Annotated in this window: 11 protein-coding genes; 4 read left to right on the forward strand and 7 right to left on the reverse strand. The window is 63.0% G+C overall.

Annotated features, from left to right (window positions below):
- Positions 1 to 5: 5 nt before the first annotated feature.
- A complete protein-coding gene (locus V7S54_RS01870) occupies positions 6 to 2,165 on the reverse strand; it encodes a pseudouridine synthase (protein WP_065372709.1) in 2,160 nt (719 codons plus the stop codon).
- 73 nt (positions 2,166 to 2,238) lie between these two features.
- Between V7S54_RS01870 and V7S54_RS01875 the strand changes: the two genes are divergently transcribed.
- A complete protein-coding gene (locus tag V7S54_RS01875) occupies positions 2,239 to 2,688 on the forward strand; it encodes a nucleoside deaminase (RefSeq protein WP_058320440.1) in 450 nt (149 codons plus the stop codon).
- 51 nt (positions 2,689 to 2,739) lie between these two features.
- Here V7S54_RS01875 and V7S54_RS01880 read toward each other — a convergent pair whose 3' ends face one another.
- The 5 genes from V7S54_RS01880 to V7S54_RS01900 all read right to left on the reverse strand — a co-directional run bounded on the left by V7S54_RS01880 (position 2,740) and on the right by V7S54_RS01900 (position 8,984).
- Complete coding sequence (locus tag V7S54_RS01880) at positions 2,740 to 3,219, reverse strand: GNAT family N-acetyltransferase (protein ID WP_065372710.1); 480 nt, start codon at positions 3,217 to 3,219, stop codon at positions 2,740 to 2,742.
- A 14-nt stretch (positions 3,220 to 3,233) separates the two neighbouring features.
- On the reverse strand, positions 3,234 to 3,854 hold the full coding sequence (locus tag V7S54_RS01885; RefSeq protein ID WP_058320442.1) for a hypothetical protein: 621 nt from the start codon (positions 3,852 to 3,854) through the stop codon (positions 3,234 to 3,236).
- A 127-nt stretch (positions 3,855 to 3,981) separates the two neighbouring features.
- Entirely contained in the window at positions 3,982 to 6,891 is a 2,910-nt protein-coding gene (gene ileS / locus V7S54_RS01890; protein ID WP_065372834.1) for an isoleucine--tRNA ligase, read from the reverse strand.
- A 247-nt stretch (positions 6,892 to 7,138) separates the two neighbouring features.
- Complete coding sequence (locus V7S54_RS01895) at positions 7,139 to 8,122, reverse strand: bifunctional riboflavin kinase/FAD synthetase (RefSeq protein WP_065372711.1); 984 nt, start codon at positions 8,120 to 8,122, stop codon at positions 7,139 to 7,141.
- A 13-nt stretch (positions 8,123 to 8,135) separates the two neighbouring features.
- The gene (locus tag V7S54_RS01900) at positions 8,136 to 8,984 is read right to left on the reverse strand and encodes a TIGR01459 family HAD-type hydrolase (protein ID WP_065372712.1); all 849 of its coding nucleotides are present in this window, start codon (positions 8,982 to 8,984) and stop codon (positions 8,136 to 8,138) included.
- A 444-nt stretch (positions 8,985 to 9,428) separates the two neighbouring features.
- Here V7S54_RS01900 and groES point away from each other — a divergent pair, with 444 nt between their 5' ends.
- From groES to V7S54_RS01915, 3 genes are all read left to right on the forward strand, one after another.
- Positions 9,429 to 9,725 (forward strand): co-chaperone GroES, encoded by a 297-nt coding sequence (groES, locus tag V7S54_RS01905; protein WP_004675403.1) that lies wholly within the window; start codon positions 9,429 to 9,431, stop codon positions 9,723 to 9,725.
- A gap of 62 nt (positions 9,726 to 9,787) precedes the next feature.
- On the forward strand, positions 9,788 to 11,428 hold the full coding sequence (gene groL, locus V7S54_RS01910) for a chaperonin GroEL (protein ID WP_065372713.1): 1,641 nt from the start codon (positions 9,788 to 9,790) through the stop codon (positions 11,426 to 11,428).
- A 529-nt stretch (positions 11,429 to 11,957) separates the two neighbouring features.
- A complete protein-coding gene (locus V7S54_RS01915) occupies positions 11,958 to 12,407 on the forward strand; it encodes a hypothetical protein (protein WP_057250878.1) in 450 nt (149 codons plus the stop codon).
- A 109-nt stretch (positions 12,408 to 12,516) separates the two neighbouring features.
- Here V7S54_RS01915 and V7S54_RS01920 read toward each other — a convergent pair whose 3' ends face one another.
- Positions 12,517 to 15,315 (reverse strand): bifunctional diguanylate cyclase/phosphodiesterase, encoded by a 2,799-nt coding sequence (locus tag V7S54_RS01920; RefSeq protein ID WP_336408032.1) that lies wholly within the window; start codon positions 15,313 to 15,315, stop codon positions 12,517 to 12,519.
- Positions 15,316 to 15,389: the final 74 nt, after the last annotated feature.

The raw sequence follows: 15,389 nt of genomic DNA on the forward strand, positions 1-15,389 counted from the left end.
GCCGCTTAGTTTCCTCTGCCGCGCGGCTTGCCGCCGCCGGCCGGGCGTCCGCCACCACCGGAACGTCCAGCGCCGCCCGGACGTCCACCGCCGGGTTTGCCGCCGCCAGGCTTGCCGCCGCGCGGACCACCAGAACGTTCACCAAAGGATTTTCCGCCCGATGGCTTGCCACCGAAGGACTTGCCGCGCGGCTTGTCGCCAAACGGACGGTCACCGCCTTCACGGCGCGGCGGACGATCACCCTCGGCGCGTGGGGCTCTTGGCTTGTCGGAATAGCTGCGCGGGCCGCCGTCGGCGCGGGCAGGCCGATCACCGAACGGTCGGTCGCCACCTTCGCGGCGTGGCGGACGATCGCCCTCGGCGCGCGGGGTCCTCGGCTTGTCGGAATAGCTGCGTGGACCACCCTCGGAGCGGGCAGGTCGATCACCTCGAGGGCGGTCGCCACCTTCGCGGCGGGCAGGACGATCGCCGTCGGCACGCGGATACCGCGGCTTGTCGGAGAAGCTGCGCGGTCCGCCTTCAGAACGAGCCGGACGGTCGCCGCCTTCACGGCGCGCAGGACGGTCACCGTGATCGCGCGACCTGCGGTCTCCCGCGTCGCCCGTCTTGCGCCGGCCGAAACCGCCATCCCGGCCCTCGTCCTTGCCGCGACGGGCAGGCTCGCTGGCGCTGATCCATTCGCCCTCTTCGTCACGACGCTTGACCGGCGCGGCCGCAGCCGGACGATCGAAGTCCCTGTGCGAGCCGCCCTTGCGGTCCGGATCGAACTTGCCGGATGTCTTCGTCGCAAAGCCATCCTTGCTGCGGCCGTAGCGCTTGGTCTTCGGCGCGCCTTCCGGACGCTCGCGACGAGCGGGCTTCTCCGTGGCGTCGCCTTCAGCGGATTTCGGCTTCTTTTCGGCCAGCGGACGGGCGCCTGGCGCCATCCAGACATTGGCGGTGCGGGCGCGCTGCGCCGGCGCGCGCTTCGGCCGGTCCTCAAACTTGGCGTCACGGTCGTCGCGGGAGCCGCCCTTGCCACGAGGACCGTCCTTGCGGCCACCGTCACGGCGATCGTCGCGACGCGTGTCGAGCCGGGCCAGAGCACGCTCGCGCTTGTCCTCCGGCTTTTCCCAGCGGTTGGCACGTTCAGGCCGGCGCGTGTCGGCGGCATCATCTTCCGGCGCGTCGCCGGCAACGGTCGCTGCCTGATCGTTGTATAGCGGTGCGTCGAAGTTTGCCTTGGCATCCTCGATCAGGCGCGGACCGAGCTGATCGCGGAGCGTCCGGCCACGGATTTCCTGGACATGTCCCTCCGGCAGTTCGCCGAGCTGGAAGGGTCCGTAGGAAATGCGGATGAGGCGGTTGACGTCGAGACCGAGCGCGCCAAGAACGTTCTTGATCTCGCGGTTCTTGCCTTCGCGCAGCCCCATGGTGATCCAGACGTTCGAACCCTGCACCCGGTCCAGCGTCGCCTCGATCGCGCCGTAGAGCACGCCGTCGACGGCGATGCCGTCCTTCAGCCGGTCAAGCGCATCCTGGTCGATTTCGCCGTGGGCGCGCACGCGATAGCGGCGCAGCCAACCGGTCGACGGCAGCTCGAGCACGCGGGCAAGACCACCATCGTTGGTCAAAAGCAGTAGGCCCTCGGTGTTGATGTCGAGGCGGCCGATCGACAGCACGCGCGGCAACTCGTCAGGCAGATTGTCGAATACGGTTGGACGGCCTTCCGGATCGGCATTGGTGGTCACCAGGCCAGCCGGCTTGTGGTAGAGCCAGAGGCGCGTGCGCTCGATGCCGCGGATCGGCTGGCCATCGACCTCAATCGCATCGGCAAGCGTCGCGTTGACGACCGGCGTGTCGAGAATGACGCCGTTGAGCTTGATGCGGCCTTCCATGATCATGCGCTCGACATCGCGGCGCGAGGCGACGCCGGCGCGCGCCAGGATCTTGGAGATGCGCTGCGGTTCGTCGACACCGGGAGCAGCCGCGTTCGGGCGCTCCCTGGCCGGACGCGAAGTGCCAGCCTTGGGGCCGGAAGCCTTCGGTCCGGAGGTCTTGGCGCCAAAAGTCTTCGGGCCTGCAGCCTTTTTCGGTGCTCCAGCCTTCTTTTCGGCGAAATGCGGTTTCTTGTCCCGGCCGGCGGACTTGCCGCCAGGCCGTGTGGGCTTGTCTTTGGATGTCATTTGTGTTGCCTGCCTTTTGCGGCTGTCCTATCAGGTCGCGGCCCGTGGGTTAAGAGAAATTATTGTTTGAGCGATGGCTGAGACGACACACTTCATGGATGTGGCCCTTGAGGAGGCCAGGAAGGCGGCAGAACGCGGCGAAGTGCCGATCGGCGCCGTCGTCGTTTTCGATGGCCAGATCGTTTCCCGCGCCGGCAATCGCACCCGTGAACTCAACGACGTGACCGCACATGCGGAGATTGTCGCCATCCGCGAGGCTGCTGCCGTCCTCAAGGACGAAAGGCTGACGGGCGCCGATCTCTACGTCACCCTCGAACCCTGCACCATGTGCGCCGCGGCAATTTCGTTCGCCCGCATCCGCCGCCTCTACTACGGCGCGGACGATCCGAAGGGCGGTGCGGTGGACAGCGGCGTGCGCTTCTTCGGTTCGCCCACCTGCCATCACGTGCCTGACGTCTATTCGGGCCTCGCCGAGCGCGAGGCTGCCGACATTCTCAGGGATTTCTTCGCCGGCAAGCGGTGAAACCAGTCCCGACTCTCAACGCGACCCCGCTTCAGATTTCTTGAGATCGCCTCAGTCGGCCGCGAAGCTTTCGAGGGCCGCGCCGGAGAGGCGGTAGCGCGTCCATTCGGACATCGGCTCGGCACCGACCGCCTCGTAGACCCGGATGGCCGGCTCGTTCCAGTCGAGCACGCTCCATTCGAAGCGGCCGCAGCCTTCCTCGACGGCAATTTTCGCGAGGTGCTTCAGCAGCATCTTGCCGGCACCCGAACCACGGCAATCCGGCGTGACGTAAAGGTCCTCAAGGTAGAGACCCTTGCGGGCCTGCCAGGTCGAATAGTTGTAGAACCACATGGCAAAGCCCGCGGGCTTGCCATCCTTCTCGCAGATCACGGCGCGGGTAATGGCGCCCGGACCAAAGAGCGAGGCCTGCAGCATCTCGACCGTCGCCTCGACTGCGTCGGGCTCCTTCTCGTAGATGGCAAGTTCGGTGATGAAGCGCAGAATGGTCTGCGCGTCTTCCGGGCGAGCGTCGCGAATGCTGATCGTCATGGCTTATGCGCTGCTTAGAAGGGCCAATACCACTTGGAGCCGGAATTCTTGATCTGCGCCTCCTTCTTACGGCGGCGCTCCTTGTCCTTCTCCGGCTCGCCGAGTTCGGTCTCGGTACCCTCCGGCAGGCGGCGGTAGTCAAGCGGCGGATCGCTGAGGAAGCGGCGCTTGTCGGAATAGGCGCCCATCTCGATCTTACGGGCTGCGCGATAGGCTTCCTGCTGCTCCTTGGCCGAGAGCCGGCGGCCGTTGGCGCTAGCCTTGGCAAGCGGGGAAACGTAGTTCGGGTTGTTCTTGTTCGCGTCAGCCTCTTCGCGCAGACGGTTGCGAACCTCTTCCGGAGACTCGACCCATTCCGGGTTCGCCTCACGGCTGGCAAGCGACTTCTGCGGCTCGACGAGAGCAGTCTGCTGCGCCGATGGCGGCAGAACGAGTCCGGGGCGCGGCTGATACTTGACCGGATCACGCTTCGGCGGGCCGAAGCTGGCGACGCTGCCGAGGTCGTCCATGAGCTGTTCGCCGGCGGTCTTGTCCGTGCCATAGGTCGGGCCGCCGATGCAGCCCGAAAGCACCAGGCCGCTCGTCAAAATGGCGGCCACGCTGGCAAACACTCGCAACTCTCGCGTCATTTCCATGAGATTCCTTCCAGCCGGCCACCGGTCAGCGCGGCCACTCAAGCGCCCATGGCGGAGAAATCCGCCAAATTTCGGGCAGGTTTTACCGGATGAACGCAACGAGTGCAATTCATCCGGTAACAATGCGTTAAGCCTTGAAACCAAGTTCACGCAAGGCAGCGGCATCACGAGCAGACACGTCGGGGTAGGTCGGGTCTGAACCGACATCGGTCGTGATCCGCCAGGAGCGGGCGCATTTCTGGCCTTCGGCAAGCTTCGGCTCCACGCTCACCTTGGCCACGTCGGCAAGGCGGAACGCATCCGCAGGGCCTTCCGCGGCTTCGATCACGATGCCCGAAGTGATGCAGATCTCGGCGAAGTCCTGGCCTTCGAGCGCCTTCAAGAGTTCCGGATCGGCGACGTAGACGACCGGAGCCGCTTCCAGCGACGAGCCGATGCGCTTGTCCTTGCGTTCGATCTCGAGCGCACCGGTGACAACGGTGCGGACCGTACGGATCTTGTCCCACTTGGCTTCGAGCGCATCGTTCTTCCATTCCGCCGGGATTGCCGGGAACTGTTCGAGATGCACCGAAACCGCATCGGGCTTCCTCGACAGCCAGGCTTCTTCCGAGGTGAACGGCAGCATCGGCGCCAGCCACAGGACGAGGCAATCGAAGAGCTTGCGGATGACGGCGAGTGCCGAACGGCGGCGCAGGCTCGACGGCGCATCGCAGTAGAGCGCGTCCTTGCGCACGTCGAAATAGAAAGCCGAGAGCTCGACGTTCGAGAAATCGATCAGCGCGCGGGCGATCTTCTTGAAGTCGAAGGCATCGTAGCCTTCGCGCACAAGCTGATCGAGTTCCGCCAGCCGATGCAGCATCAGCTTTTCGAGTTCCGGCATGTCCGCATAGGCGATCTCTTCACCCTTGTCGTGGGCAAGCGTGCCGAGCATCCAGCGGACCGTATTGCGCAGCTTGCGATAGGCGTCGATGTTGGTCTGGATGATCGTCTTGCCGAGACGCTGATCCTCCCAATAGTCCGTCGTCATCACCCACAGGCGCAGGATGTCGGCGCCGGCATCCTTCATCACCTCCTGCGGGGTGACGGTGTTGCCCTTCGACTTCGACATCTTCTCGCCCTTCTCATCCATGGTGAAGCCATGGGTGACAACGGCGTTGTACGGCGCGCGGCCGCGGGTCGCGCAGGCCTCGAGCAGCGAGGAGTGGAACCAGCCGCGATGCTGGTCGGAGCCTTCGAGATAGACGTCGGCCGGCCACTTCAGGTCCGGACGGTCCTCAAGGGTGAACGTGTGGGTCGAACCGGAATCGAACCACACGTCGAGGATGTCCATGACCTGGTGCCACTTTTCGTGGTCGTGGTCGTTTCCGAGGAAGCGATCCTTCGCACCTTCGGCAAACCAGGCGTCGGCGCCTTCCAGTTCGAAGGCGTCGAGGATGCGGGCGTTGACGGCCTCGTCGATCAGGATCTCGCCCTGGTCGTCGGCAAAGATCGCGATCGGCACGCCCCAGGCGCGCTGACGCGAGAGCACCCAGTCCGGGCGCCCTTCGATCATCGCGCGCAGGCGGTTCTGGCCGGCGCCGGGAACGAAGCGGGTGTCGTCGATCGCCGAAAGTGCGCGCGAGCGCAGCGTCGTTCCGTCGCCGAACGCCTTGTCCATATAGACGAACCATTGCGGCGTGTTGCGGAAGATCACCGGCTTCTTGGAGCGCCAGGAATGCGGATAGGAATGCTTCAGGCGACCGCGGGCAAAGAGCGCGTGGCGGCCGATCAGCGCCTTGATGACGCGCTCGTTGGCATCGCCCTTCTTGCCCTTGTCGTCGATGACGCGGCCGGCGCCACCTTCGGCATCCGGACCGAAGCCATGGGCGTCGGCGGTGAAGTAGCCGGCATCGTCGACCGTGAACGGGATCGCCGAAGAGATACCGCGGGCTTCGAGCGCGCGGGCACTGTCCATCCAGGCATCAAAGTCCTCGCGGCCGTGACCGGGCGCGGTGTGCACGAAGCCGGTGCCGGCATCGTCGGTGACATGATCGCCGTCGAGCAACGGCACCTTGAAGGCGTAGCCGCCGCCGAGACCATGCAGCGGATGGGCGCAGGTGACGGCAGAAAGCTCGTTGGCCTCAAGGTCGCGAACGAAGTTGAAGGTGAGCTTGGCTTTCGCGGCAGACTCGTCGGCCAGGCGCTTGGCGAAAATCAGCTTCTCGCCCGGCTGCGGGCCGAAGTCGTTCTCGGCGGTCGCCACTTCATAGAGACCATAGGCGTAGCGCGAGGAAAAGGCGATGGCGCGGTTGCCGGGGATGGTCCAGGGCGTGGTCGTCCAGATTACGACAAAGCTGCCGGAAAGCGCGTCCGGGCCTTCGGTGACCGGGAACTTCACCCAGATCATGTCGCTTTCGACATCGGCATATTCGACTTCGGCTTCGGCAAGCGCGGTGCGCTCGACGACCGACCACATGACCGGCTTGGAGCCGCGGTAGAGTTGGCCGAGCTTGGCGATCTTCATCAGTTCGCCGGCGATGCGCGCTTCCGCATGGAAGTTCATCGTCGTGTAGGGATTGTCGAAATCACCCTCGATGCCAAGACGCTTGAACTCCTCGGCCTGGACCTGGATCCAGCCGGAGGCGAAGTCACGGCACTCCTTACGGAATTCGTTGACCGGGACCTCGTCCTTGTTCTGGCCCTTCTCGCGGTACTTCTCTTCGATCTTCCACTCGATCGGCAGACCATGGCAGTCCCAGCCGGGCACATAGTTGGCGTCGAAGCCGCGCATCTGGAACGAGCGGTTGATGACGTCCTTGAGGATCTTGTTCAGCGCATGGCCGATGTGGATGTTGCCGTTCGCATAGGGCGGGCCGTCATGCAGCACGAACTTGTCGCGGCCGGCGGCCGATGCGCGCAGCTTCTTGTAGAGGCCCATCTGCTGCCAGCGGGCCACCGTTTCCGGCTCCTTCTGCGGCAGGCCGGCGCGCATCGGGAATTCCGTCTGCGGCAGATAGAGGGTCGAGGAGTAGTCGATCTTTTCAGCGGTGTCGGTCATGGTCTTTGCAATCGCTTCTTCGCGCGAGGGGCCGCGCATACGAAATGGGCTCGGTATCGAGAGATGACTGGGGCGTCGGAAACGCCGAAATCCCGGACCTTCCGGCTGACTAAAGCGCGCGGAAGGCCGGGCCAATAATTCGCTGATCGATGATCAATCGACGGTGCCGGGTCATGGTGGCCGGTTGTTTAAGGCGTTTTCGGGCTTTTGAAAAGGTCCGCCGCTGCGCGGACGCCGAATTCTTTTGTCAGGCGAAGTTGAGCTTGCGGTCGATGTCGCCGAGCGGCTGCACACCGGAGAGCAACGCCCGCGCCTCTGCCTCGTCCTGACGGATCTGCGCCACCAGCGGATCGAGCCCGTCGAATTTCAGCTCGTCGCGCAGGTGGCCGAAGAAGGTGACCGCACAGATCTCGCCGTAGAGATCGCCCGAAAAGTCGAAGACGAAGGTTTCAAGCAAGGGCTCGCCATCGCTATCGACTGTCGGACGGCGTCCGAAGCTGGCGACACCGTCATAGAGCGAACCGTTGGGTCGGCGGAAGCGCACGACGTAGATGCCCGGCCGGAGCTCCACCTCAGGCGCAAGCCGCATATTGGCGGTGGGAAAGCCAAGTTCGCGGCCGAGCTTCTTGCCGCCGATCACTTCCGCCTCGACCAGGTAGCGATAGCCGAGCATGCCGGCAGCTTGCGAGACATCCCCTTCGCCAAGCAGCGAGCGCACGTAACTGGACGAGATGACCGATGCGTTTTCGTCGCGGAAGGCATCGACGAGCGTCACGCCAAATCCGTTATCGCCGCCGGCCGCCATCAGGAAGGCGGGGCCGCCCTCGCGCCCCTTGCCGAAGTGGAAATCGAAGCCGGTGACGACATGTGAGGCGTGCAGCCATTCGAGCAGGATACGGTGGATAAAATCCGATGCGGAAAGCTGCGAGAAGGTGCGGTCGAACGGATACTCGATGACGGCGCCGAAACCCATGCCTTCGAGGATGCGCGCCTTCAGCGGTGCCGGCGTCAGTCGGAAGACCGGGGTTTCCGGACGGAACACGGTTCTCGGATGCGGCTCGAAGGTCAGCACGAGCGCCGGCACACCGCGCGCTTTGGCCTCTTCCAGCGCCCGATTGAGCACCGACTGGTGACCCCGGTGCACGCCGTCGAAGTTACCGATCGCGACGACGCCGCCGCGCAGATGCTGCGGAAGCGGATCACGGGTCTCGTTGCGATGAAAAACCGTCATCTCCGTCTTCCTGTCAGGCGAGCCGCGGCATCCAATATTTCGGCGACGCGCCTTCCTTCTTCAGGAAGGCGGCGAGCTTCGCCTCGTCGGTGCGGCTTTCGTTCATGTATTCCTGGGCGTGGATACCGGCACTGATATAGAGCAGATCGAAGCCGGCATCCTGGGCGCCCTTGACGTCCGTCGGCATGCCGTCGCCAACGGCGATGACACGCGACAGGTCAAGCGCGCCACGAACGGCCTTCGCCTCCGTCAGCGCCGCACGGTAGATGGCGATATAGGGCTTGCCGGCAATGCGCGCCTCGCCACCGAGCTCTTCATAGAGCTTGGCGATTGCGCCGGCACAGGGGATCAGCCGGTGACCGCGCTCGACCACCAGATCGGGATTGGCACAGATGAACGGGATCTTGCGCTGGGCAAGGCCCGTCAGCGTCGCGCGGTAATGCTCCGGCGTTTCGGTTTCGTCGTCATAGAAGCCGGCACAGACGACCGTCTCAGCATCTTCCGACGAAACGATCTGCGTTCCCAGGCCTTCGAGCAGCGGCAGGTCGCGCTCGGCGCCGATGAAGAAGATCTTCTTGGCGGCGGCGGCGATCAGCGCGCGGGTCACATCGCCCGAGGTCACGATCCGGTCATAGGCCTCGTCCGGAACGCCGAGACCGCGGATCTGGATCTTCACACCCGGATGCGGACGTGGCGAGTTGGTGATCAGCACCACGGTCAGGCCGGCGGCACGCGCCTCGGCCAACGCCTCGCAGGCGGAGGCAAAGGCCTGCACGCCGTTGTGAAGAACGCCCCAGACATCGCACAGCACCACGTCGTAGCGCGCAGCGATTTCCCGAAAACTGTTGATCCTTGCGGCCATTCTGGCTTCCTGCAAACACGGTTTCCGGCTTGCATGGCAAGGAAGGCAGGAGAATACAAGTCTCGTCGCCTGAAAAAGGCGCCCCCTCCCAAGGATTCCGGCACTGTCGGGCGTCGAAGAAAAGTGCATTGCGGATGCCGCCCGCTCGTGGTTTGCGGCGCCAAGGCACTTTGCAGCGGTTATCAACCGTCAAAACCCCGCCAATGCCATTCGTCCACGCGATCGCCTACATTTCGCCAAGAATGGGGCTAGGCTGCCTACGCCCTCGCCTGCCGCGCTCGCCCAAGGCTACTGCCGCCGGCAAAAAATCTGGGCCCGATCCTTGACTCACCCCATACCCAGGCTTATCTCGGCATCGCTAGCACTCGATAAATGAGAGTGCTAACACCCATCCATCGGGTCGATCAGCGATCCGTAATGTCATTTGATCGAGGGATTAGACTAATGGCAAGCACCAACTTCCGCCCGCTGCACGACCGCGTCGTCGTTCGCCGCGTCGAGTCTGAAGAGAAGACCAAGGGCGGTATCATCATTCCGGACACCGCCAAGGAAAAGCCGCAGGAAGGCGAAATCGTCGCCGTCGGTTCGGGCGCCCGTGACGAAAGCGGCAAGGTTGTTGCTCTCGACGTCAAGGCTGGCGACCGCGTTCTGTTCGGCAAGTGGTCGGGCACCGAAGTCAAGATCAACGGCGAAGACCTTCTGATCATGAAGGAAGCCGACATCATGGGCATCATCGGCTGATCAGCCGTCGTCCACCCCTTTTTATGACAACCAATGGGCAATGAGCCCGGGAGTTTTCTCTAATGGCTGCAAAAGAAATCAAGTTCGGCCGCACCGCGCGCGAAAAGATGCTGCGTGGCGTCGACATCCTCGCTGACGCGGTAAAGGTCACGCTCGGCCCGAAGGGTCGTAACGTCATCATCGACAAGTCCTTCGGCGCTCCGCGCATCACCAAGGACGGCGTATCGGTCGCCAAGGAAATCGAACTCGAAGACAAGTTCGAAAACATGGGCGCCCAGATGGTCCGCGAAGTTGCTTCGAAGACCAACGACATCGCCGGCGACGGCACCACGACTGCAACCGTTCTTGCCCAGGCGATCGTTCGCGAAGGCGCCAAGGCCGTTGCTGCCGGCATGAACCCGATGGACCTGAAGCGCGGTATCGACCTCGCCGTCACCGAAGTCGTCAAGGATCTCCAGGCCAAGGCCAAGAAGATCAACACTTCGGAAGAAGTCGCACAGGTCGGCACGATCTCGGCAAACGGCGAGCGTCAGATCGGCCTCGACATTGCTGAAGCGATGCAGAAGGTCGGCAACGAAGGCGTCATCACGGTTGAAGAAGCCAAGACCGCCGAAACCGAACTCGAAGTCGTCGAAGGCATGCAGTTCGACCGCGGCTACCTCAGCCCCTACTTCGTCACCAACCCGGAAAAGATGGTCGCTGACCTCGACGACGTCTTCGTTCTCCTCCACGAGAAGAAGCTCTCGAACCTCCAGGCAATGCTCCCGGTTCTCGAAGCTGTCGTTCAGACCGGCAAGCCGCTCCTGATCATCGCTGAAGACGTAGAAGGCGAAGCTCTTGCTACGCTCGTCGTCAACAAGCTGCGTGGCGGCCTGAAGATTGCTGCTGTCAAGGCTCCGGGCTTCGGCGATCGCCGCAAGGCCATGCTCGAAGACATCGCCATCCTGACGGGCGGCACCGTGATCTCCGAAGACCTCGGCATCAAGCTCGAAAACGTCACGCTCGACATGCTCGGCCGTGCGAAGAAGGTTTCGATCTCCAAGGAAAACACGACGATCGTCGACGGCGCCGGCCAGAAGGCCGACATCGAAGGCCGCGTTGCCCAGATCAAGGCCCAGATCGAAGACACCACCTCCGACTACGACCGCGAAAAGCTGCAGGAACGTCTTGCCAAGCTCGCTGGCGGCGTTGCCGTCATCCGCGTCGGCGGTTCGACGGAAGTCGAAGTGAAGGAAAAGAAGGACCGCATCGACGACGCTCTCAACGCGACGCGCGCTGCTGTTCAGGAAGGCATCGTACCGGGCGGCGGCGTTGCCCTGCTGCGTTCTTCCGTCAAGATCACCGTCAAGGGTGCCAACGACGACCAGGAAGCCGGCATCAACATCGTTCGTCGCGCTCTGCAGGCTCCGGCCCGCCAGATCGCAGAGAACGCTGGTGACGAAGCTTCGATCGTTGTCGGCAAGATCCTCGACAAGGACCAGGACAACTTCGGCTACAACGCCCAGACCGGCGAATATGGCGACATGATCGCCATGGGCATCATCGACCCGGTCAAGGTCGTTCGCACCGCCCTTCAGGACGCAGCTTCGGTTGCCGGCCTCCTCGTCACGACGGAAGCCATGATCGCCGAACTGCCGAAGAAGGATGCACCTGCTGGCATGCCGGGCGGCATGGGCGGCATGGGTGGAATGGACATGATGTGATAAGGCGATAGCCTTTTCGCATTCATGATCCATCCGGATCGGAAAGGCGGCCTTCGGGTCGCCTTTCTCGTTTTTTATCAATGCCATTCACTGGTGATGAACCTGTCTGGCAATCTCTCCGCAGAAAAAAGCCACCGGTTGTAGTCCGGCTTCAAAAAACCGTTGAAGTCGAAAAAAAACGAACTATAACAGCGCCCCAAGTGGGCGGAGATTCATGGGAGATCGGGTAGCGAACTCAAGCGGGCGAACAATCGCCAAAGCTTTTTCGCACTAACCGAACATCCGAGACCTCTTCGAGAATATCACGAAAAGCATATAAGTATTTAATCGCAAATTGAGCCGACCTCTCCGACGAAATTACTTCGCTGGCGAGCTTCATTGCTATCTCGCGACCCATTCGAGTTGAACAACCGCCCGCAGTAGGCGGCGTGTACTCTTGCATTGGTTGATGGTTGGGCGAAATTTGCACAATAGGACGTGTTTCCTGGGGCGTCGAAGACGATGTCCAGGAGTGCTGCTGGGGTAAACCGTGTTCAAGATCACGAGAGCAAATTCCGTTCCCCTCGGCTCCCCGGGACAGCCGCACCTCGACCTGCCACATCATGAGTTCCTGCAGCAGTTCTGCGCGGCGGAAGGCTGGTCGGGCGACTTGTCCACGGGGCTGTTCCGGCTTGGCGAGAAAGCTGCCGCCATCCATGGCCTGCGCGACGGCGAATGCGGCCTGCTCAACTTCGTGCGCTGCTACGACCCGGCCGATCGCAACCACGTGCTCGAGCTTTTCGAGCAGGCGGCGACAAGCTGCTCATCCTTCTGCTTTTCGACGACGATCGCACTCGAAGAGCACGGCCAGAAACAGCCGCTGTTCTGCATCGGCGAATCCTCAGGTCTCGAACAGCGCTATTCCGGCACGATAACGGGTGTCTTCTTCTTCCCGCGCTTCCTGGTGGAAGGCGCCGGCCGGACGTTGCTGCGGCAATAGCGAAGACCTGACCCGGCCGACAGTTCGCGCCGACAAGGCTTGAAACCCCGACCAGAAATGGCGCTCGCCATGGACACGATCCTCGCGATGATGAAGGACGGCCGCCCGATCAGGCGGCGGCCGCCTCTTCGTCGCCGCTGAACAGGAGCGTTATCGGGGCCGGGCGGCCGAGCAGATAGCCCTGTGCCTCGTCGCAGCCTTCCGCCTGCAGGATATCGAGCTGCGTCTGCGTCTCGACGCCCTCGGCAAGGACCGGCACCGACAGGCTTTGTCCGAGCGCCAGGATGGCGCGGACGATCGCCTTGGCCTGCGGGCTGCCCTCCACTTCCCACATGAAGCTCTTGTCGAGCTTGATCTTGTCGAAGGGGAACGATCGCAGCGTTTCGAGCGAGGAATATCCGGTGCCGAAATCGTCGATCGCGATCGTTACGCCTAGTTCCTTGATCTGACGCAGGGTCAGCAGCGCGCGCTCCTTGTCGTCGATGATCGTCGACTCCGTGATTTCAAGCTCCAGCCGGTTCGGATCGAGCCCGGTCTCGGCAAGCACGTCCTGCACCAGGCTGACGATATCGCCATTGGCGAGCTGGACCGCCGACAGGTTGACGGCGATCTTGTGGTTGCTCTCCCAACCGGCGGCCTCGCGGCAGGCTTCGCGCAGCACCCATTCGCCGATCGGCAGGATCGCACCGCACTCTTCGGCCAGTGGAATGAATTCGCTGGGCGGCACCATGCCGCGTTCGGGATGATGCCAGCGCAGGAGCACCTCGTAGCCGATGACGGCGCCGGTCATCACCGACTTCTGCACCTGGTAGTGCAAGGCAAGCTGCTTCTTGTCGACGGCATCCCAGAGATCGTTGGCAAGCGCACGCCGCTGGCGGGCAGCCTCGTCCATCGAAACCTCGTAGAAGCAGATGGTCTGGTTGAGCGCAGCCTTCGCCCTGTACATCGCGAGGTCGGCATTGTTGATCAGCGTATCGGCCGTTTCCGCATCCTGCGGGTAGATCGCGACGCCCATGCTGCCGCCGGACTTGAGCTCGAAATCGCCGAAGCGCATTTCCTCGTGCAGGCTCTTTTCGATGCGGCGCAGGAAGTCGTTGAGTTCGGCCAGTTCCTCGAAGCGTTTGACCGCGGCGAACTCGTCGCCGCCGAGGCGCGCCACGAACTCGCCTTCCTGCAACAGGCCCTTCACGCGCTGAGCAATCGTCACCAGTACGAAATCGCCGGCGGCATGGCCGTGCAGGTCGTTGACTTCCTTGAATTTGTTGAGGTCGATGCCGATGACGGCAGCCTTGCGGTTGAACCAGGCGGCGGCATCCAGTTCCTCTTCGAGATAGCTGCTGAACTGCAACCGGTTCGGCAGGCCCGTCAGGCTGTCATGACGCGCAAGGAAGGTGATCTGCTCCTCGGTGTCGAGCCGCTCGGTAATGTCCTCATAGGTGCTGACCCAGCCACCATCGGGCAGCGTGCGGTGCTTGGTCAGGATCGAGCGGCCGTTGGCGAGCTTCTCGACGATATCGCCACCGCCCTTGCCGACCATTTCAATCCGGTGTTTCTGATAGAGTTCCTCGGCCTTGGCTCGCGCAATTTCGGGCTCGGCGTAAATGCGGGCGAAGACGATATCGAGAATCTCGCGGAAGGTCAGGCCTTTGCCGGCAAGCGTCTCGGAGAAGCCGAAGATCTCGCGGCAGCGTCGGTTCGACAGGAGCAGCCGGTCATCGCTATCGAACAGGCAGATACCTTGCGACATGTTCTCGAGCGCGACATCGAGGTTGTTGCTGACCTCGGCGATGCGATCGGCATCGGCCTTCGCCTTGGTGGTGTCCTTGACGATCTTGATGAAGCCGGCGTGCTTGCCCTCCTCGTCCAGGAACGGATCGATCACCACATGCGCCCAGAAGCGAGAGCCGTCCTTGCGATAGCGCCAACCCTCGTTCTCAAACTTGCCCTCAGCCACGGCAACCTCAAGCGCGCGGCGCGGCAGGCCATCGCGCTGATCGTCGTCCGAATAGAAGCAGGCGAAATTCTTGCCAATGATTTCCTCGGCGGCATAGCCCTTGTTGGCCTCGGCGCCGGCATTCCAGCTCGCCACGCGGCCATCGACGTCGAGCATGTAGATCGCGTAGTCCTTCACGCTGCGGACGAAGCGCGTGAACTCCCGTTCGGTTGCGGCGGCGGAGAGCTCGGCATGATGGGCAAAGCCGGCGGCAACCAGCACCAGGGACAGAAGGAAGAAGGCGGTTCCGGCAATGACGAAGGCGAGCAAGTGCGGCTGGATCATGCCTTCATAGGTTGGGGTGATGAGACCGACTTCGATCGTCACGGCGCCCATGGCGGTGAAGTGCAGCGCGACGATGCCGAGCGTCATCAGGAGCGTCGCGATGATCTTCGCCTTCAGCGGCTTGCCCATACGGGCAATCGTGCCGAGTGCGCCGATGTCGAACAGCGAGCCGAGCACGATCGACGCGACAACGAGCGTGGCATCCCAGCGCAGGTTGCCGGGAACCTCGAGGGCCGCCATGCCGAGGAAATGCATGCAGGCAACGCCGGCGCCGAGCACCAGGCCGCCGGCAATCCAGGCCAGCCGATCCTGCACGCAGGTCGCGATCAGCAGCGCCGTCGTGGTCAGCACGATCGCAACGGCCAACGACAGGGCCGTCAGGTCCATCTGGTAGCCAAGGACGACCCCGGGGTCGTAGGCAAGCATGGCGATGAAGTGGGTGGCCCAGATGCCGAAGCCGCTGGCAATGCCTGCAGCCACCGCCCAGATCGTCCGCGCCTTGCCGGAAGATCCACGAGCGCGCTGCAACAGCGCCACCGCGCCGTAGCTGGACAGGAAGCATATGAGCGCCGCCAACGCGACCAGCTTCGGATTATGCTCCACCACGAGGCATGTAAGAACCTTGAACATCGCAATCGCCTAAATCAACAACCGCCGGGAAACGAGACCTTTCGCCTCCAGTTAAGCGGCCTGTGTTGACGTCA

Origin of the sequence: Ensifer sp. CCNWLY38 (genome assembly GCF_037120565.1) — a bacterium.
Taxonomy (GTDB): Bacteria; Pseudomonadota; Alphaproteobacteria; order Rhizobiales; family Rhizobiaceae; genus Ensifer; species Ensifer adhaerens_H.